Below are 18,894 nucleotides of genomic sequence, written 5' to 3'. Positions count from 1 at the left end.
TTATATAATGAAATTAGTTTTTGCCACCCATAATAGAAATAAATTAAAGGAAGTACAAAGTATGCTTCCTCGAGAGATAGAGTTACTCACATTGGATGAGATAGGATGCTTAGAGGATATTCCTGAAACGGCACCTACTATAGAAGGGAATGCTATCCAAAAGGCACAATATGTGAAAGAAAGATACGGTTATGATGTTTTTTCTGATGATACAGGCTTGGAAGTAAGTATTCTTGAGGGTGCACCAGGAGTATATTCTGCTCGGTATGCAGGGGATATGAAGGATGACCAGGCTAATATAGACCTATTGCTCAAGAATATGAGAGATAAGGAGAATAGGAAAGCCCAGTTCAAGACTATATTTGCTCTCTGTATAAATGATGAGATGCATACTTTTGAAGGAATTATTAAGGGTGAAATTACCCACTTGCGCAAGGGAGAAGGAGGGTTTGGTTATGATGCTGTTTTTATGCCAGAAGGATATGAGAAAACTTTTGCTCAGATGACTCGGCAGGAAAAGAATAATATAAGTCACAGGGGGAGGGCTCTGCAGAAGTTAGTACAATTTCTTAAGATAAGAATAGGAACCCTTGAGTAGAAATTGTCGGGGTGGCAGGATTCGAACCTACGACCTCCTGGTCCCAAACCAGGCGCGATAACCGGACTACGCTACACCCCGCAGAGGTGATCACGACAGGATTCGAACCTGTGACCGTCTGCTTAGAAGGCAGATGCTCTATCCAACTGAGCTACGTGACCTTAATTTAAAAATTAACTATGCCACAAAAATAAAGTCGGGGTGGCAGGATTCGAACCTACGACCTCCTGGTCCCAAACCAGGCGCGATAACCGGACTACGCTACACCCCGAAAAAAATAAGATAAAAAGCGGAGAGACTGGGACTCGAACCCAGGCGACAGTTACCCGCCGACAGATTAGCAATCTGCTCCGTTACCACTCCGGCACCTCTCCTAAATCATAATAAAATCACTATACGATGAACTGTAATTAACTCACAGTTGCGGGTGCAAAATTACAATTTTTTTTTATATCTACAAACTTTTAGACCTCTTTTTTTGAAAAAAATGTAAAGGAAATAATTTGCTGAAAATCAATTGTCTTAAAAAAATGTAGTAATAATTTTGTAAATTGTATTTTTTTAACTACTTTTGCAGGAATTAAAAATCATGAAGATGAAGAAAATGAAATTCCCCACTCCCTACACTATCCTTGTTATAGTAATGTGTTTGGCAGCAGCACTCACTTATTTGTTACCTGCTGGAGGTTATGATACACTCCAATATGATAAGGATAAGAATGTTTTTGTTATTCAAAGTGCGGATACTCTTTATCAAGTACCTGCTACACAGCAGGCTCTTTCTGAGCGTAGTATTTCTATAGAACTTAGCAAATTCACTGACCAGAAGATAAAAAATCCTATTTCTATTCCCAATACGTACAAGCAGAGAAAGGCAACTCCTCAAGGCTTTGTAGAAATTCTTTTTGCTCCTATTAAGGGAATATACGAAGCGGTAAGTCTTATTCTTTTCGTACTTTTTATAGGAGGATTTATAGGGGTATTCAATAGTTCCGGAGCTCTTAATGAAGGAGTTGGCTATTTAGCTCATCGCTTTAAGGGGAAAGAAGGAATTCTGATAATTGTTTTAGCAACACTTATGGCTTTAGGAGGTACTTCCTTTGGTTTGGCAGAGGAAACTTTAGCATTCTACCCTATGTTAGTTCCTATTTTCTTAGCTGCAGGTTATGACCTCTTGGTACCGTTAGCGGTGATTTTCATAGGAGCTAATGTAGGAACATTGGCTTCTACTTCCAATCCATTTGCCGTAATCATTGCCTCCGATGCAGCTGGGGTGGACTGGACTTCGGGGCTTACCATACGGGCTATTGCACTGGTATTATGCCTTACTATTAGTATTATTTATATCACTTATTATGCTGAAAAGGTAAAAAAGCATCCTGAAAAATCCTTAGTATATGGTGTAGAACTTCCTGAAATCTATACTTCTAATATTGCAAAAGGAACTACTGAATTGAAACTCTCCACTAAGATACAGTTATTGGTATTTGCTCTTACTTTTGTGGTAATGATTATAGGGGTATCCCAATGGAAATGGTGGTTTCAGGAGATGACAGGTCTGTTCTTGGCATCCGCTGTTATAATTGCTATTTTACAACGCTCGGGAGAAAAGAAGTTTGTAGAACAATTTCTTGCAGGAGCGAGAGACTTATTAGGGGTAGCTTTTATTATTGGAATTGCTCGAGGAGTATCTTTTATATTGAATGAGGGACAAATATCAGGAACAATATTATATTATGCTACTGAACTTGTAAAAGGAATGTCTCCTATGGTATTCTTACCTATAGTCATGCTAATTTTAGGAGTATTGAGTTTGTTCATTGCCTCTTCTTCAGGAATGGCAGTGCTTACCATGCCTATTATGGGAGCTTTAGCTACAGCAGTAGGTATAGAAGGAGACAAGGTGGTGAGTGCTTACCTTTTTGGTATAGGAATTATGTCACTTATCACTCCTACAGGAGTAACATTACCATCGCTTGCTATGGTAAATGTTAACTATAATCAGTGGTTAAAGTTCTGCTGGCCTCTGATTGCTATTTTTACGGTGGTACTGACAGTTTTACTATGGGTTTAAATAAGTGAAGAAAAAAGAGGCAGAAAGAAAAGACTTCAATGGCTTTGGAGTAATACCTAACTGCAACCAACTCTCGGCTTATTTTGCAAAAGACAACGGGATTAAAAAAGATATTATTAAAAAGCATTCATTCTTAGACTATTTTATAGATACATTAAACTGTCAAATTAGAAATGGCATTGGGCATTTAAAGACAGTTTTGTGTTCCGAAATCCGCCATTGCGCCAAGTGCCAAAACGTTAAGCAACATTAAAAGCAACAATATGAGACAGTACCAATTTTTGAAGATTTTTCTATTTATGGTAATGGGATTCTGTTTTCTTGCAGAAACGAAAGCACAAACAAAAACGGAAGTGCTTGTAATCGGCACAATTCATAGTGGGCACAGTAATAATCCGAATTATTTATATCAAGATATTCTGAATATTTTAGGCACTTACAATCCTGATGTAATTTGTGTAGAAATACCACCATCTTATTTTAGAAAGCAATCCTACCTCAAAGAAATGATGATAGCTTCAATATATGGTTTTGATAATAATAAGAAAGTTTATCCGATTGATTGGTGGGAAACTCTATCGGATGCTCGTGCTGAAAGGAGTAAATATATCAAAACCGATGATTATAAAACAAAAAGTCAACAAGCCGATTCGTTAGTAAAAAACAATCACATAATGCAGGCATTCGTAGAGAAATATGGCACTATGGATAGCATCTGGAAAAATAATAAAATGGGATATGAGTTTTTTAACGGCAAAGATTACAACAACTACATCCGAGAGATGTATACTATATCAATCCGTGTGTATGGGGACGGCTGCATGAATTTATATTCGGAGTTGCGGAATGCCAAAATGATGGAATTAATTAACACTGCTATCGCCGAAAACAAAGGGAAACGCATTATGATACTTACAGGAGCTGAACATAAGTACTATTTTGATATTGCTTTGTCAAAACAAGAAGACGTGCAATTAGTTAACTTTGAGAAGTTATTACCTTTAAAGACAATAGTTCCAACCTCAAACATAATAGGATTTATTAAAAATGATTTGGCAAAAGGTTATTATGATATGTCAGATACTTCTTCCATAGATGTCTTGTATCAAAATGCATTAGTTCCTCTGATTCATGGAATAGGAATGGATGATAACCCCAATATTATACCTGTTGAAAATATAAGAAAAGCTATATCCGTTGTAGCTGAATGGGAATCTCAACGCTCAAAATCAGCAGTATTGCAGTTTGAGAAAGCGTGGATTAGATTTTTAGAAAAAGATTATTTCGGTGCGATTAAAATATCGAAAAGCATTACCAAAAAATTAAATGAATTACCAAAAGAAAAGCATTGGTTTTTTGTAGTATATTATTGGCGTAATTTAGGTTTTTGTTATGACATGACCAACCAAAGAGATAAGGCTATAAAAGCTTATCAAGAATGTAAAAAAGCATGTAAAACATTGGGCGTTAATATGAATGTTGCAGAAAAATATATTTACAAAAACTTTGAGAATGAGCCTTACACAAGAGAACAGAACAAATAACATTGCCTGATAGAGGCTTTATGTTAGGCGGGGTTACATGCAGATTTGAAGTTTTTGTACTTCGCATCTGCGTTAGAACGAGTTGAGGCTGTCCGAAAAGGGCAGCCTCTTTCTTAAAGGTTTTTCTCCCTTTCAAGGGGAGAGAGGATTTTTTACTCTTCATTTTCTACTATTTTCACTTTTATCACTCTCTGATTAAATCTTCTGTAGAAATAGGGAATTTTGTATAGCATTCTGAAGATGAAGGGATAGCGTCCTTTATTAAAATCACTCATAAAGTATTCCTTCTCTATATGAATCTTAGGATTCCACGCCTCCAAGGTGTGACTATTGAGTTCACTCCATTTAAATTCAGGGCGCTGATTTTCTTCCATAGTCCCTAAGGAATCATGTACCTTAGCATGTCCTACTAAGGCATAAGCCAACATATCAAAAAGAAAAACAGCCTCATTTAATTCATGGCAAAGAGTCTCAAAAAAGGCTTTTATATCCTTTCTTTCAAAATACATAAGAACACCTTCTACAATGATAAGGATGGGTTTTTGGGGAGCCTTTATAAGAGTTATCCATTGAGAGTCAAATAAGGAGAGGGATAGGAATGTCCTTCGTTCACTTTCTTGGAAGAATTTTTTACGCAATTCAATCACCTCAGGGAGGTCAAGCTCATACCAATGGGTTACATTAGGGCATCCTATACGCTCATAACGAGCATCCAAGCCGGCTCCTAGCTGGATAACCACTGCATCGGGATGGTCTGATATAAAGGCTTGAACTTCCTTATCTATAAGGCTTGCCCTGAGACAAACCCCCGCTTGACTGAACTTGGATTTTTTGAATTTAGAAAAATCATAATCTATCTGAGAAATCATTTCTTGAGCTTTCTCATCTACCAAAAAAGGTTGCTTATAGTGACACTCTTCAGCTTTAGCCCATAAAGTAATGAGCATAGTTTCAGGTATTTTTCCTAAAGATTGTAGGTTCTCTGTATTCATTTTCTTGCTAAAAATTATTCTATCTTGAGAAAATAGTAAATAGATGTGAGATAATGTACCAATGAGAGATTTACAGACATTGGCACATTAAGATTTAATTAAAATGCATGGAAAAAGGATGCATTTCCTATAGTAGAAAGCAATTTTTCAGTAGCATTAGTGGTAGGGTTATAGCTAAAGAGTCCTATTTTATCTGTACCAAAGGCAGCAAATACTACTAAATCTTTATATTTACCTATGTAGATACTATGTCCATCAGTAAGAGGAATGCCGTCTATTTTTTTAATGGTTTTTGCATTAAGATCTATGAGTACTGCCATTGAATTTTTTGCAGTATAAGCATTATCACCATTGAGTTCTGTAATACCTACATAGGCAGCAACCTTTCCGTTTCCTATGTACTGACAGTTATAAACAGCAGCAGGTTTATAGGAAGTGCCTTCAATAGTAGTCGTAGAGATATCCCATGATTTAGCAGTATCAAACTCATTGCTTCCCTTGTTAAGAGCAATAAATCCACACTTGGTATTATTAAGGTTATATCCAAAATATCCTGCTGTAGCCATATATAGATCACCTACTTCATTGGTGAAGATCATGCCACTACATTGAGACATAGGACGTGTAGGGAAAGTAAGACCCGTAACTTTTTCGGAAGCTATTTTCTCCACCTTATCGGTTTGGATATCAATAATAGCCACATCACATTGCTGATAGTCAGCATAAGGCTGCCAGCTTTTTGCAGGGTCTATTTGGTTAAGGCATAGGTAGTATTTGCCGTCTCGAATAAGTCCCATAGCAGGCTCCGGACTAGCGTCCCCATGAGCATAGGAATTAAGCGCAATTTCCCCTGTTCTCTGCATAGTTTTAGGATTGATGATCCATACTACGCCTTGGGTATAGAGCGGTAGATAGGCTTTGGTATCACTTACCTTTTCAAGATGTCCTATCATAGAACCTGCAGGAGTATCAAGATGAGCTCTTTTGGTAAGTCGTTGGTCAGTAGGATTATATGTCCAAAGAGTAACCCCTCCGACCCCTTTCATGGTATCGAAGATATAGACTTCATTACCAATTACTTGTACCGAAGAACCAAATTCTGTTTGTTCGGCTTTTGAATTATCTATTTCTCCTGATAAGTTATTGAAAAGCTGTAAATAGGAACTGCCACTCATACCATCACCATTCTTAGTGGATGTTTCTAAGAGATACTTACCTGAACTTTTGGAGATAATAGTAGGGTTTGTAGGATTGTTATTGTCATCTTTTTTACAAGAGACACTAAGTAGTGCAAAAGCACACGCGGTTAAAAATACTTTTGAATACATAAAATTAGTTTTTAGTTATTATTATTACTTGTTAGACTTGTCTGACCTTGAAAAAGTAGCAACCCTATAAACATTAAAGCATTGCCCAAACTGATAGCTGACGTTTTGATACCGTTTCTTAGTGCTGAATCAGGTAAGAGAGAAACAATGATATAGATCACTACAATACCTATAAACATATTGAAAAGTGCCACTACACGAGGATAAATAGTCTTCTTTCTTATAAAAGCTATGAACTGTGTGATGTTCATCAGTAGGAAGAAGACAATAAAAATATAATAGCAAGGCACTAATACACTATTGGCAAAGGTAGTAGCCACCTCGTGAGCTAAGGTTGCGTCGGTAGGATAAAGCTGTTTGTAAATGAGCATCACCACAGCACAATTCAGGTGCACCCCACAAGCCGCCATTACCATCCACCCCCAAACACCTACTTTGTAAAGTTTGGAGAGCGTTTTACTACCTTCTTTCATCAGTTTGTAGATTTGACAATACCCTATACATTGCAACGGGATACCTATCACACCTAAGAACCCTCCCCACAAAATACGCGGTAAAGGCAAGGCAAGCGAGAAATTCATCAGTGATTTATCAGGGTTTTCTACCTGAATATATCCTAATAACATATCACCCGCAAAGGTGATGAGCGAGGCTATTAAGCCTAAAATAAATCCTTTTTTCATATATAATTATTAATTTTTATATAGTTATTAATGCTAATCAAGAGTTAGTTTAATTTGTTGATTTTAAGCATCCTCCCACGCTCTTTACTATTGTTACTGTTACGCGAAATTCTTCAGCTTTAGCTGAGTGGTCCGTGTAATCTGTGAGAGACTCTCAGGCAACTTGTTTCCTATTTGTTTGATTTGTGAAGATTTGTAAGATTTCTATAGCATAAGCTACACTTTTCTTACATCCAACTCACGTTAATTACTGGTTTACTACATTTATTAAACACTTTAAATCCGCTTTTAATTTATTGTAGACCCACTGTAGACCCACTGTAGAGCCACTGTAGACCCACTGAAAGTATAGTTAAAGTATATTTTTGGTTCGGACGAGAGGGTGTTAGAATATTACTCTTAGCTTCACCCCTCCATTGATTCCCATTAGCGGGCGATTGAATTCTGATAAGGTCTTTTCATTCGTTATATTCCGCACTTTCCCCGAGAGAAATATTTTATTATTCAAAAAACTGTGCTCAAAACCTATATCAAAGGTAGTGCTACGGGGAATACGACGCTTGTCAAGTTGCGTCATTTCAAAATCATAGAAATATTCCTCTATGAAAGTACCATCTATGAAAATACGTGTATTTTGTCCAGTGCCCCCAAAGAGATTTTCTTGGTGGAACTCTATTCCAGCATTTGCCATTAAGTAAGGAATATTAGGCATTCGCTTGTTTTTGGTAGGATTAGGAACAGTACTTGTAGTTTCATAGTCACGTATATCTCTTAAATCCTGATAAGTAGTATTCACATAAGCATAGAGGAAAGGGAGTACATCTGCTTTAGCTTCGAATTCTACCCCTATAGTACGCATTTCGCCAAAGTTTTGGTACTGTGCCCCGATGAGTCCGGCGGTATAGCGTATCATATCCTTCAGGTGCATATAGAAAAAATTCATTTCTACCTGTGCATTTGTTGGGTGTTTTCCTACAAGGTCAAAAAGTAACCCTAAGTTAGCACTGGTATTGCGCTCAGGGAGAAGTTCCCCACTGGGAATAATACCGATACCATCCCCCAAGAGTTCACTTTCTGAAGGGATACGCACATCATATCCTATAGAAAATTTTCCCATAAGAGAGGGAAGAAAACGATAACGCATAGCATTATTGAGACCGAAATTGCTTTTGTTGAGATTTACCTCATACTGGTTCCCTACAAAGAGAGGAGTCATTTGAGTGTGCATGGTATAGAGATAGTAACGACCTGTAAGTGAGTTAAGAAACTTATCATCAGAGGTACGGAAATCGTAGGTAAGACCACTTACCCAACTGAGCATTTGTGAATCAAAATTCACCTGCTTGCCTAAACTTAATTTCTTAAGGTCATCCTTGGGCTTACCATGTGCTATAGAAAGTACAGAATTGAAATTGAGAGAATGCCGTTCATTAAGGATATACTCTAAGTTGGTTTTGTTAATAAAAGAAAGTTTCTTGTCATCGGAATCTGATGGATAATTATAACCTACTTCACCACCATAACGGGAGGTAGTGGGAAAGGAAGAACCATCCCATTCATAACGGCGAGTAGCTTTATCAATGAAATTCATTCGAGTGAATACCACCCCATTGAACATATCAAAATTAAGTCCTTCAGTAAGGAAATTGTCTTTTTCTAATTTGTTAGAGAGTCCTGCCATTAAGGATTTGCTATGAGCCTCACGTATATCATATTCTATTCCTTGTATTTCTTTATAGGTTTTTACGATAACAGGTTCTAATTCTACTTCATCAAACCACCATTTTTTTGCTTTAAGGCTACCACCGATGATAATCTTTTGAAACTTATCGTGGTTACGAGTGATGCGTAAGCCTTTTCTGTAAGGGGAATCAAAAGTATAATTATTATCAGAAGAAGTATATCCTCCTCCTATACCAAAAATGAGTCCACGTTCTTTAAGGTTCCGCTTGAGAACAGCTTGTAGTTTGTGAGTGTTATAGGATTCAATACTATAGCTTAAGTCAGCATATTTGTCAGGATATTCACGAATAACAATATTCACAGCCCCACCGAGGGAAGAACCTCCAAAGCGTGCAGGGACTACTCCTTTATATATCTCAATACGGTCAATCATATCAATGGGGATATCATTGATATCGATATAATCCGTTTGTTCTGCTAAAGGGAGTTCATCTATAAAAAAGCCGATACGCTTACCTTCCAGTCCTCTGACAGAGATACGGGAGCTACTGCCCACTCCTCCTGAGGAGCGCAAGGTAACTCCTACTGTTTTTACTAAAATATCCTGTACACTGCTTACGGTACCTCGCATATTGGATATATCAATCACAGTAACGGGCATAGCTTCTTCTTTTTTCTGATGAGCAATGGTTTTGGCAGTGAATACCATTTCTCCAATTTCTTTTTTTTCTTCTTTAAGAGAAACATTCATGCGTGTTTGCCCACTAATAGTAATTTTTTTATTTACAGTCTGATAACCAAGATAATAAAAGGATACAATATAAGTGCCCAAAGGAAGATTATGGATTTGATAGTTTCCTTTCTCGTCGGCACTTGTGCCTAAGTTTAGTTCTTTAATGATAATATCAGCCTTAATTAAAGGTTCTCCAGTGGTTTTGTCGATGACTTTTCCTGAAAGGGTACCTTTGTTCTGACTATAAAAAGGAATAGAAAAAAGAAAAAATAATATGAAAAGGATTCTTTTTGACAACATGTAAATAAAATTTTGATATTCCAGAATTTTTATTTAATTTTGTTCTAAATACTAAGAACGCGCAAAATTACAATAAATCAAAAGGAAAGAGTTTCATTTCCTTAGCAAAAGTTTTAATTTCCATAGCAAATCAAGATGAAAGTTATAAAAGAACAGGTACCACAAGGGGGAAATACTAAGATAGAAATACCTATAATGCGTACAGAAGCAGATATAGATAAGTATTATGGATATATGAAGAATAAGGCAGGTGAGTTTGTTATAGATGCTAAGCTCATAGGAGAGTATAATTATTATTCGTGGCGAGCACAAGTGAAGGATGATTATACTTTTGAAGGGAAAATGGCTATTCCTTCAGTGCGGTTCTATTTTTTAATTAGAAGTAGAAGAGGGGTTTATGTAGAGGTAGGGAAAGCAATGAATAACTATGCGAGAGCGGGAGCTCATAATGTATTCTTTTGCAAAGAAGAATGTTTGGGGAAGGATAGGTTCTTCAAGGAAGATAATGTAGAGGTAATCACTATAGCAATAAGCGAGGCGCAGTTTGCAGAAATGGCATGCAAATATCCAGAAACTTTTATTAATATATATCAAAAATTCCAGAAAGAAGGTAATTTCTTTCTTAGGAGTGAGCAATGCTTTGTAACTTCTTTTCAGATGATGAATGTATTGCAACAACTCAAGAATAGCCATTTATTAGGGAAAGGGGCTAAGGTTTATGCCGATTTAAAAATGTTAGAACTCTTTCTATTACAATTTCAAGAAGAAATAGCGGATCATTCCTATCAATATTGTAAAACTCATTCAGATATAGATAAGATACATGAGGTAAGTGACAGAATCATTAGTGATTTGCAACATACTCCCTCTATAAGTGAATTGGCACGGGAAGTTGGACTCAATGAGAAGAAATTGTGTTACGGATTCAAGGAAGTATTTGGTAATACTATTTTTGGCTATTTATATGATTATAAAATGCATCTTGCCCAACAACTTTTGTTATATACAGAAAAGTCCATCAGTGAGGTAGCTTTGCAGTGTGGGTATGAATATCTTTCACATTTCTCTACTGCTTTTAAGCGCAAATATGGGATTACTCCGCAGGGGATGAGAGAGACTATTACCAATAAGTCCCTGTTAAGAAAGTAAGGCGAATGAAGGTGAGAGTACTTTGATCAGTCAAATGGATGGGAGCGTCCAGGTCTTGAATTTCTTCCTCGTTAATAAATACAGCAAAAAGTCCATCGGTATAGGCGAGCATCGCTGTATCAATGGCTTTGTTTAGGTCGGCAAGTTGTCGGTTCTCTTTCTCACCAAAGGTAATTTTCCCTGCTTGGGCTTGTTCTCCTATTTCTTTAGCACTGAGGAAGGGCAGGAGAGAAGTATCCTCACGAGAATCATTGAAGCGCCTGACCTCGCTCTTCACACATTCAGTAATTAGCTCCCGTAAAGTTTTGGGGTGTTTTTCCAAACTGATGTCAATGATTTTTATCTTCTTCTTTCCTAATTTTTTCAATTGGATTTGCATGATATTACCCTAATTATAGTTCTCGTATATTCTTAAGGAAAATCCATTTCATGAGAATGACTTCCTTACCTTCCTCTTTTTTAAAGGCAGCAAATCGAGGGGCTAATATGATGGATAGAATTCCTGTAATAAGGAAAGCAATCATGTAGGTGAGATTAGGAAAAAAATAGAGCACTCCCCATCGGATAAGGATAAAAAGAACTCCAAAACAGAGAAAATTTAATAGAAAAGCACGACCTTTAGCTGACATTCGTTAAGTATTTAAGTTAGCACCTTCTACTATGTGGGCAGGCATGTCCCTGAAAAGCACCACAACTGCTTGCCAATGTTCCTAAAGAGAGGATTATACAAATAATTTTAAACCATTTCATATTCTTATAATTGTTTGTGTTTCTATTTATAAACACCATAGCTGGTGTATTTTTCCATTCTTTTTTCCACAAGTTTCTCCACAGTGAGTTTGGAGAGTTTTTTATAGGTATCCTCAATAGCTTTTTTAACGCTTTCAAAGATAGCCGGTTTGTCTCGATGAGCCCCTCCAAGAGGTTCTTTGATAATATCGTCAATGAGTCCATTAGCCTTCATGTCCTTAGCAGTAAGTTTAAGGGCATCTGCAGCACGCTCTTTATACTCCCAACTACGCCAAAGGATAGAGGAACAGGATTCAGGAGAGATTACGGAATACCAAGTATTTTCAAGCATGAATACTTTATCTCCTACTCCTATACCGAGGGCTCCTCCGGAGGCTCCTTCTCCTATGATAAAGACGATAATGGGTACTTGTAATCGAGACATTTCCAACAGGTTACGAGCGATAGCCTCTCCTTGTCCTCTTTCTTCAGCCTCTATACCAGGATAAGCACCAGGTGTATCAATAAAGGTAACCACGGGAATATTGAATTTCTCAGCGGATTTCATTAGGCGCAATGCCTTTCGGTACCCTTCAGGGTTAGGCATCCCAAAGTTGCGATATTGGCGACTCTTGGTATTATTCCCTTTTTGTTGTCCGATAAACATATAGGATTGATTGCCAATCTTTCCTAAGCCTCCCACCATTGCTTTATCATCTCCTACAGTACGATCTCCATGAAGTTCTATGAAGGTATTACCACAGAGTGCGTGAATATAATCAAGGGCATAAGGGCGGTCAATATGCCGAGATACTTGTACACGCTGCCAAGGAGTAAGATTTTCATAGATATCTTTTTTTACTTGGTCTAATCGTTTAGTGAGTTTTTTACAAGTATCAGAAACATCTACATTACTTTCATTTCCGAGGGCAATACATTTATCTAACTGTTCTTCAAGTTCCTTAATAGGAAGCTCAAAATCTAAATATTCCATATTCTTTAAGTTTGATTATAGAGATGTGGTCAAAAAATCTACCATATTCAGCGGTGCAAAAGTACGCATTTTTTTTCTAAAAAAGCAAAAATTTAACGTAGGTTCGTCAATTGCCATAAGAAAGCCTTTTTTATGTTCTATTAGCTGATGTAATTCCAAATACCTCTGTTTCTTTTAAGTAAGGAAAGGGTATTGGCAACATTTACATGAGAGGGGTCGGTCAGTTCAGGGTCTATGTGGATCAGGTCAGTGGCATAATCACGAGCGACTTTCAAGAGTGCTCCATCCTTGACCAAGTCGGCAATTTTTAGGGCAAGAACGCCACTTTGTTGTTTGCCCATAAGGTCACCAGGTCCTCTGAGTTTTAGATCTACTTCAGCGATTTGAAAGCCATCATTGGTGGCGACCATAGTTTCCATACGGGTACGAGAATCATGACTGAGTTTTACATCCGTCATCAGGATGCAATAGCTTTGTTCAGCCCCACGTCCTACGCGTCCACGGAGTTGGTGGAGTTGTGAGAGCCCGAAGCGTTCAGCACTTTCTATAAGCATGACCGAAGCATTAGGCACATTGACTCCTACTTCTATGACGGTAGTAGCTACCATGATTTGGGCTTTTCCTTCTTGGAAGAGTTGCATTTGGGCTTCTTTCTCTTCAGGTTTGAGCTGTCCGTGTACCATAGCAATGGTATATTCAGGAGCAGGAAAGGCGCTACAGAGTTGCTGGTAGCCTTCGGTAAGGTTCTTGAAAGAAAGAGCCTCGGATTCTTCTATAAGGGGATAGACTACGTATATTTGCCGTCCCTTGGTGATTTCATCATGAAGAAATTGATATATTTTCCCCCGATGGGTATCATATTGATGAATGGTTTTGATTGGTTTCCTTCCAGGAGGAAGTTCATCAATAACAGAAATATCCAAATCACCATATAAGCTCATGGCTAAGGTACGGGGGATAGGTGTGGCGGACATGATTAGCACATGAGGCGGAAGCTCATTTTTGTGCCAGAGTTTAGAGCGTTGTTCTACTCCAAACCTATGTTGTTCATCTATAATTGCTAAGCCTAAGTTATGAAACCTTACCTTATCCTCCAGTAGGGCGTGTGTACCTATCACTATTTGTAGTTGACCATTTTCCAGTGACTGATGAATGAGGTGTCTTTCTTTAGTTTTTGTACTTCCTGTAAGGAGGGCAATGTGTACATTTGTATGAGCTAATAAGGAGGATATACCTTGAAAATGTTGTTGTGCAAGGATTTCTGTAGGTGCCATAAGACAAGCTTGGTAATGATTATCCAAGGCTAAAAGCATAGCAAAAAGTGCTACGATGGTTTTTCCAGCTCCTACATCTCCTTGTAAGAGGCGGTTCATTTGTGCTCCTGTTGCCATATCATTACGGATTTCCTTAATTACTCGCTTTTGTGCTTCGGTTAGTGGAAAGGGAAGATATTGATAATAGAAAGTATTAAAATAATCTCCTACTTTTGGGAATAGAAACCCTTTCAATTTCTTATTTAGATAATTTTTCTGTATCAGTTGTAATTGTATATAAAAGAGTTCTTCTAACTTAAGCCTGAACTGTGCTTTGGCTAAAAGGTCTTGTGACTGAGGAAAATGAATCTGAAAGAGGGCTTCTCCCTTTGGAAGCAATCGTAATGGTTGGAGCATTTCATTAGGTAGGGTTTCTTGGAAGTCCTTACCTACTTCATGAAAGAGAGTCTCGAAGAGCCTGCGCATTACTCGCTGGGTAATACCTCTTTTAGTAAGTTTTTCAGTAGAAGGGTATACCGCTTGTATATTTCCTTGCAGCGTGTTTTGATGTTCCTCAAGAGTTTCCATTTCAGGATGTACCATGGAAAAAGTTCCTGCGAAGAGGGAACATCTGCCAAAGATCACATAAGGCACATTTAGTAATAGATGATCTTTAAGCCATTGAGAAGGGTGAAACCAAATAAGTTCCATACTTGCAGTACCATCGGTAAAGGTAGCCACAAGTCTCTGCTGTCTTTTATTTTTTCCAGTTACTGTTTTAAGGTGAATAATACGTCCAATAATCTGTACTTCAGCAGAGGAGTCTCTTAAATCCTGTATTTTATAGTATTGTGTTCTATCAATATATCGCGTAGGAAACAGGTGTAGCAAATCCTGATAATTAGCTACTTGAAGTTCATTCTTGAGTAGGGTAGCGCGCTGGGTGCCCACTCCTCTTAGGTGTTCAATGGGTGTTTCCAGTATAACCATATAGGGTTTAAGTATTTAAGAATTCCACAGTAACTATGCCATCAGAGTCTATTTTCTTTAGAACCACAGGTTGCAAGGTGTTAATGAGATTAGGGTTCCAGGGTGTTTTTACCTTTACGTAATTCTCTGTGAATCCGTGCATGAATCCATCCTTGTTATCACTTTCAAAGAGTACTTTATGGGTAGTGCCTAATTGTTTTTCATAGAAATAATGTCGCTTTTTTGCTGAGAGTCCACGTAACATACGGCTTCGTTTGGCGCGTATCTCACTGGGAACAACTCCTTCCATCTTTACGGCTTCGGTATTGTCACGTTCGGAATAGGTGAATACATGTAGGTAAGAGATATCCAGTTCGTTAAGAAAATGATAGGTTTCTAAGAAATGCTCATCTGTTTCTCCAGGAAAACCTACGATAACATCTACTCCTATGCAGGCATCAGGCATTTCCTCTTTGATTTTAGCCACACGATTCTGGTAGAGTTCTCTGAGGTAGCGGCGCTTCATCTTCTTTAAGATATCATTGCTGCCACTTTGTAAAGGAATATGGAAATGAGGAACAAAGCTACGACTTTGAGCAACAAAAGCAATGGTTTCATCCTTAAGCAGATTAGGTTCAATGGAGGAGATACGTAAGCGTTCTATTCCCTCTACTGTATCCAGCGCTTGGATGAGTTCTAAAAAAGTGTGTTCATGCTTCTTATTACCGAATTCTCCTTTTCCATAATCCCCTATATTTACCCCAGTAAGTACGATTTCTTTGATGTTATTCTCAGATATTTTTTTAGCATTCTTCAAGATATTTTCAATAGTATCACTACGGGAGATACCTCGAGCCATAGGAATGGCACAATAGGTGCATTTGTAGTCACAGCCATCTTGTATCTTTAGGAAAGCACGTGTACGGTCACCTATGGAATAACTTCCTACATAGAAATCGGCTTCATTGATGTCACAGGAATGTACTTGTCCTTTATTGAGCTTGGTAAGGTCATCAATATATTGAGTGATATTGAATTTTTCTTTAGCGCCTAATACCAAATCCACTCCATCTACTGCAATGAGGTCTTCTGGTTTAAGTTGAGCATAACAACCTATGGCAGCTATAAAAGCATTTTCATTATGTTTTAAGGCTTTACGTACAATTTGCTTAAATTGTTTATCTGCATTTTCAGTAACAGAACAAGTGTTAATTACATATATGTCGGCAGGTTCTTCAAAGTCTACCTTATCAAATCCTTCGTTTTCAAAGCTACGAGCAATAGTTGCTGTTTCAGCAAAATTCAGCTTACAACCCAAAGTGTAGAAGGCAACACGTTTTTTCATAGATATAAAGTAAGATTTAGTAAAAAATCACAAACTCATCAGAGGAGCCTTTTCAAACTCGGCACAAAGGTACAAAAAACTATTTAATTAATGTAATTTGCCTGTTCTGTAAGGTAATTATTGAGTAGTATAGTCATTAAACCTCTATAAGTTCATAGGAGGATTCTATCTTAATTATAGATTATAATGTTGATATTGAGTATATTAAAAAATTAGTTATGAATCATGAATCGTTAATTATTATTTTCGTAATTTTGCGCTCAAAAAAGAGAATGAATACACCTATTCATATTCCAACAATGGCAGAGCTCAGTGCTCAGGGAGTGCAACCAGAAATTCTCTTTTGGGTAGGTTGTGCGGGGAGTTTTGATGAACGTGCTCGCCGTGTTACCAAAGCCTTTGCTAAAATACTCTGCAAGGCGGAAGTTTCCTTTGCCGTATTAGGATCAGAAGAAGGTTGTACTGGAGATCCTGCCAAAAGAGCTGGAAATGAATTTCTTTTTCAAATGCAGGCGCTGACTAATATAGAAACACTTAATAATTATAGAATTACTAAGATAGTAACTGCTTGTCCACATTGTTTCAATACTTTACGTAATGAATATCCCTCATTAGGGGGAAAGTATGAAGTACTTCATCACACTCAATTGCTTAAGCAACTTCTGGAAGAAGGTCGTTTGAGGGTGGAAGGAGGTATATTCAAGGGAAAGCGTATTACCTTTCATGATCCTTGTTATTTAGGAAGGGGGAACGGAGAGTATGAAGCTCCACGGGCACTTCTTGAGAAGTTAGAAGCTGAGATTGTAGAGATGAAGAAGAATAGAGCTCATTCTTTCTGTTGTGGGGCAGGAGGAGCTCAGATGTTCAAGGAGGCGGAGAAAGGAACTGCTGAAATTAATAATGTACGTGCAGAACAGGCTTTGCAGGTATGTCCTGAAATTATTGTTACAGCTTGCCCTTTTTGTAATACAATGCTTACCGATGGAGTGAAAAATCAACAAAAAACGATAGTGCCTGTGATGGATATAGCTTTGCTGATAGAACAAGCAGAAGATTTATAGATGATTTATGAAATTGTATGGGAAGTAAAAATAAGCTAAAACGATTTAAAGAGAATGAAACTTTTGCCAATGTAATACAACCCAACAGGGAGGAGGTGATTGCTGGAAAATTTCCATTAAGGGGCTCTTGGGCAAGAGATTTTTTTAAAAATGAGCACCCTATAGTTTTGGAATTGGGGTGTGGAAAAGGGGAATATACAGTGAATTTAGCGCAACGAAATTCTTGTAAGAACTTTATAGGGGTAGATATAAAGGGAGCACGCTTTTGGAGGGGAGCCAAAACAGCTTTGGAGGTAGGTATTACCAATGCAGCTTTCCTTCGGACACAAATTGAACTTATTGATATGTTTTTTGCTCCTAATGAGGTTTCCGAAATATGGATTACCTTTCCAGATCCTCAGATAAAGTATAAGCGTACCAAACATAGGCTTACCAATGAGGAGTTTTTGGAGAGATATAAAAGAATCCTTTCTCCTCAGGGGGTAATTCATCTAAAAACGGATAGTGAATATTTACACGGATATACCTTAGGACTTCTTCATGGACTGGGGCAAGAGGTACTTTATGCCAACCATCATATCTACCGAAATGAAGGGGCTCCTGCTGAAGTATTAGCTATACAAACTACCTATGAAAAACAATATCTTTCGCAGGGAAAACCGATTACTTACATCTGTTTTCGGTTAAAGTAAAAAGTGTAGGGTGCCTCAGAAAGAAGGGCACCCTTTTCTATAGGGTCTATCCTTTGGCATCAGCTAAGAATTTTTCCAAGCCAATATCGGTAAGTGGGTGCTTGAGAAGTCCTAAGATGGCTGAGAGAGGGGCTGTAATTACGTCAGCTCCAATCTTAGCACATTCTATAATATGCATGGTATGGCGCACAGAAGCTGCAAGTATTTGGGTGTTATAGCCATAATTATCATAGATAAGGCGAATGTCAGCAATCAGACCTAATCCATCAGTGGAGATATCGTCCAAACGTCCAATAAAAGGAGAAACATAAGTGGCTCCTGCCTTGGCTGCTAAAAGAGCCTGTCCAGCAGAGAAAACTAAGGTACAGTTAGTACGAATTCCTTTCTGTGAAAAGTAGCGAATAGCCCGAATTCCATCCTTTATCATAGGAACTTTTACTACGATCTGAGGATGAAGGTTTGCAAGGATTTCTCCTTCTCGGATAATTCCTTCGTAATCGGTAGCGATTACTTCAGCGGAGACATCTCCTTGAACAATATGACAAATATCCTTGTAATGTTTCTGGATATTTGCCTCTCCGCGAATACCTTCTTTCGCCATTAAGGAAGGGTTGGTTGTAACGCCATCCAATACTCCTAAGTGTTCAGCCTCTTGAATCTGTGCCAGATTGGCAGTGTCTATAAAGAATTTCATTGTTATAATTTTTTGACAAAGGTACTACTTTCTTTTGGATTTTCCTCCCTATGAGATAAAAATATTTTGAATA

The 18,894-nt window shown here is 37.8% G+C and carries 17 protein-coding genes and 4 tRNA genes; 7 read left to right on the top strand and 14 right to left on the bottom strand.

Features of this window, described 5'->3' with window-relative positions:
- The first annotated feature begins 7 nt into the window (after window positions 1-7).
- On the top strand, window positions 8-598 hold the full coding sequence (locus HMPREF9071_RS07930) for a non-canonical purine NTP diphosphatase (protein ID WP_009746093.1): 591 nt from the start codon (window positions 8-10) through the stop codon (window positions 596-598).
- Window positions 599-604: 6 nt separating this feature from the next.
- On the opposite strand, the gene HMPREF9071_RS07925 is transcribed toward HMPREF9071_RS07930, so the two are convergent.
- The 4 genes from HMPREF9071_RS07925 to HMPREF9071_RS07910 all read right to left on the bottom strand — a co-directional run bounded on the left by HMPREF9071_RS07925 (window position 605) and on the right by HMPREF9071_RS07910 (window position 972).
- Window positions 605-679 (bottom strand) — tRNA-Pro (locus HMPREF9071_RS07925).
- Between the two features lie 6 nt (window positions 680-685).
- A tRNA-Arg gene (locus tag HMPREF9071_RS07920) sits at window positions 686-759 on the bottom strand.
- Between the two features lie 35 nt (window positions 760-794).
- A tRNA-Pro gene (locus tag HMPREF9071_RS07915) sits at window positions 795-869 on the bottom strand.
- A 19-nt stretch (window positions 870-888) separates the two neighbouring features.
- Window positions 889-972: transfer RNA gene (locus HMPREF9071_RS07910), tRNA-Ser, on the bottom strand.
- Window positions 973-1,193: 221 nt separating this feature from the next.
- Between HMPREF9071_RS07910 and HMPREF9071_RS07905 the strand changes: the two genes are divergently transcribed.
- The 3 genes from HMPREF9071_RS07905 to HMPREF9071_RS07895 are packed head-to-tail and all read left to right on the top strand — an operon-like array spanning window position 1,194 to window position 4,216.
- Complete coding sequence (locus HMPREF9071_RS07905; protein WP_040358459.1) at window positions 1,194-2,672, top strand: YfcC family protein; 1,479 nt, start codon at window positions 1,194-1,196, stop codon at window positions 2,670-2,672.
- Between the two features lie 4 nt (window positions 2,673-2,676).
- Window positions 2,677-2,925 carry a hypothetical protein gene (locus HMPREF9071_RS07900; protein WP_009746091.1) on the top strand — a complete coding sequence of 83 codons (249 nt, stop codon included), beginning with the start codon at window positions 2,677-2,679 and terminating at the stop codon, window positions 2,923-2,925.
- 10 nt (window positions 2,926-2,935) lie between these two features.
- A complete protein-coding gene (locus tag HMPREF9071_RS07895) occupies window positions 2,936-4,216 on the top strand; it encodes a DUF5694 domain-containing protein (RefSeq protein ID WP_009746090.1) in 1,281 nt (426 codons plus the stop codon).
- 152 nt (window positions 4,217-4,368) lie between these two features.
- On the opposite strand, the gene HMPREF9071_RS07890 is transcribed toward HMPREF9071_RS07895, so the two are convergent.
- The 4 genes from HMPREF9071_RS07890 to HMPREF9071_RS07875 form a co-directional block, all read right to left on the bottom strand.
- Window positions 4,369-5,208, bottom strand: a complete 840-nt coding sequence (locus HMPREF9071_RS07890) for a class I SAM-dependent methyltransferase (protein ID WP_009746089.1) — start codon at window positions 5,206-5,208, stop codon at window positions 4,369-4,371.
- Between the two features lie 98 nt (window positions 5,209-5,306).
- The gene (locus HMPREF9071_RS07885; protein WP_009746088.1) at window positions 5,307-6,536 is read right to left on the bottom strand and encodes a hypothetical protein; all 1,230 of its coding nucleotides are present in this window, start codon (window positions 6,534-6,536) and stop codon (window positions 5,307-5,309) included.
- Window positions 6,537-6,547: 11 nt separating this feature from the next.
- Window positions 6,548-7,219: a DUF6796 family protein gene (locus tag HMPREF9071_RS07880; RefSeq protein WP_009746087.1), complete on the bottom strand. Its 672-nt coding sequence runs from the start codon at window positions 7,217-7,219 to the stop codon at window positions 6,548-6,550.
- A 385-nt stretch (window positions 7,220-7,604) separates the two neighbouring features.
- Window positions 7,605-9,935, bottom strand: a complete 2,331-nt coding sequence (locus tag HMPREF9071_RS07875) for a TonB-dependent receptor (RefSeq protein ID WP_009746086.1) — start codon at window positions 9,933-9,935, stop codon at window positions 7,605-7,607.
- 135 nt (window positions 9,936-10,070) lie between these two features.
- Between HMPREF9071_RS07875 and HMPREF9071_RS07870 the strand changes: the two genes are divergently transcribed.
- Window positions 10,071-11,084 carry an AraC family transcriptional regulator gene (locus HMPREF9071_RS07870; protein ID WP_009746085.1) on the top strand — a complete coding sequence of 338 codons (1,014 nt, stop codon included), beginning with the start codon at window positions 10,071-10,073 and terminating at the stop codon, window positions 11,082-11,084.
- On the opposite strand, the gene HMPREF9071_RS07865 is transcribed toward HMPREF9071_RS07870, so the two are convergent.
- From HMPREF9071_RS07865 to mtaB, 5 genes are all read right to left on the bottom strand, one after another.
- Window positions 11,056-11,463 carry a hypothetical protein gene (locus HMPREF9071_RS07865; RefSeq protein ID WP_009746084.1) on the bottom strand — a complete coding sequence of 136 codons (408 nt, stop codon included), beginning with the start codon at window positions 11,461-11,463 and terminating at the stop codon, window positions 11,056-11,058. The genes HMPREF9071_RS07870 and HMPREF9071_RS07865 overlap by 29 nt on opposite strands.
- Before the next feature lie 13 nt (window positions 11,464-11,476).
- Window positions 11,477-11,713 (bottom strand): hypothetical protein, encoded by a 237-nt coding sequence (locus HMPREF9071_RS07860; RefSeq protein WP_009746083.1) that lies wholly within the window; start codon window positions 11,711-11,713, stop codon window positions 11,477-11,479.
- Between the two features lie 143 nt (window positions 11,714-11,856).
- Window positions 11,857-12,807 carry an acetyl-CoA carboxylase carboxyltransferase subunit alpha gene (locus HMPREF9071_RS07855; protein WP_009746082.1) on the bottom strand — a complete coding sequence of 317 codons (951 nt, stop codon included), beginning with the start codon at window positions 12,805-12,807 and terminating at the stop codon, window positions 11,857-11,859.
- A gap of 140 nt (window positions 12,808-12,947) precedes the next feature.
- Entirely contained in the window at window positions 12,948-15,050 is a 2,103-nt protein-coding gene (recG, locus tag HMPREF9071_RS07850; RefSeq protein WP_009746080.1) for an ATP-dependent DNA helicase RecG, read from the bottom strand.
- Between the two features lie 7 nt (window positions 15,051-15,057).
- Complete coding sequence (gene mtaB, locus HMPREF9071_RS07845) at window positions 15,058-16,374, bottom strand: tRNA (N(6)-L-threonylcarbamoyladenosine(37)-C(2))-methylthiotransferase MtaB (protein WP_009746079.1); 1,317 nt, start codon at window positions 16,372-16,374, stop codon at window positions 15,058-15,060.
- Window positions 16,375-16,646: 272 nt separating this feature from the next.
- On the opposite strand from mtaB, the gene HMPREF9071_RS07840 reads away from it, so the two are divergent.
- Both HMPREF9071_RS07840 and trmB read left to right on the top strand, forming a co-directional pair.
- Window positions 16,647-17,435, top strand: coding sequence for a (Fe-S)-binding protein (locus tag HMPREF9071_RS07840; protein WP_040358079.1), 789 nt, complete (start codon window positions 16,647-16,649; stop codon window positions 17,433-17,435).
- Between the two features lie 17 nt (window positions 17,436-17,452).
- Complete coding sequence (trmB, locus tag HMPREF9071_RS07835) at window positions 17,453-18,127, top strand: tRNA (guanosine(46)-N7)-methyltransferase TrmB (RefSeq protein ID WP_009746077.1); 675 nt, start codon at window positions 17,453-17,455, stop codon at window positions 18,125-18,127.
- Between the two features lie 46 nt (window positions 18,128-18,173).
- Here trmB and fsa read toward each other — a convergent pair whose 3' ends face one another.
- Window positions 18,174-18,821: a fructose-6-phosphate aldolase gene (gene fsa, locus HMPREF9071_RS07830; RefSeq protein WP_009746076.1), complete on the bottom strand. Its 648-nt coding sequence runs from the start codon at window positions 18,819-18,821 to the stop codon at window positions 18,174-18,176.
- Window positions 18,822-18,894: the final 73 nt, after the last annotated feature.

The organism is Capnocytophaga sp. oral taxon 338 str. F0234 (assembly GCF_000192225.1).
GTDB lineage: Bacteria > Bacteroidota > Bacteroidia > Flavobacteriales > Flavobacteriaceae > Capnocytophaga.
Note: the sequence above shows the minus strand (reverse complement) of the source record. Positions and strands in the feature narration are given on the sequence as shown.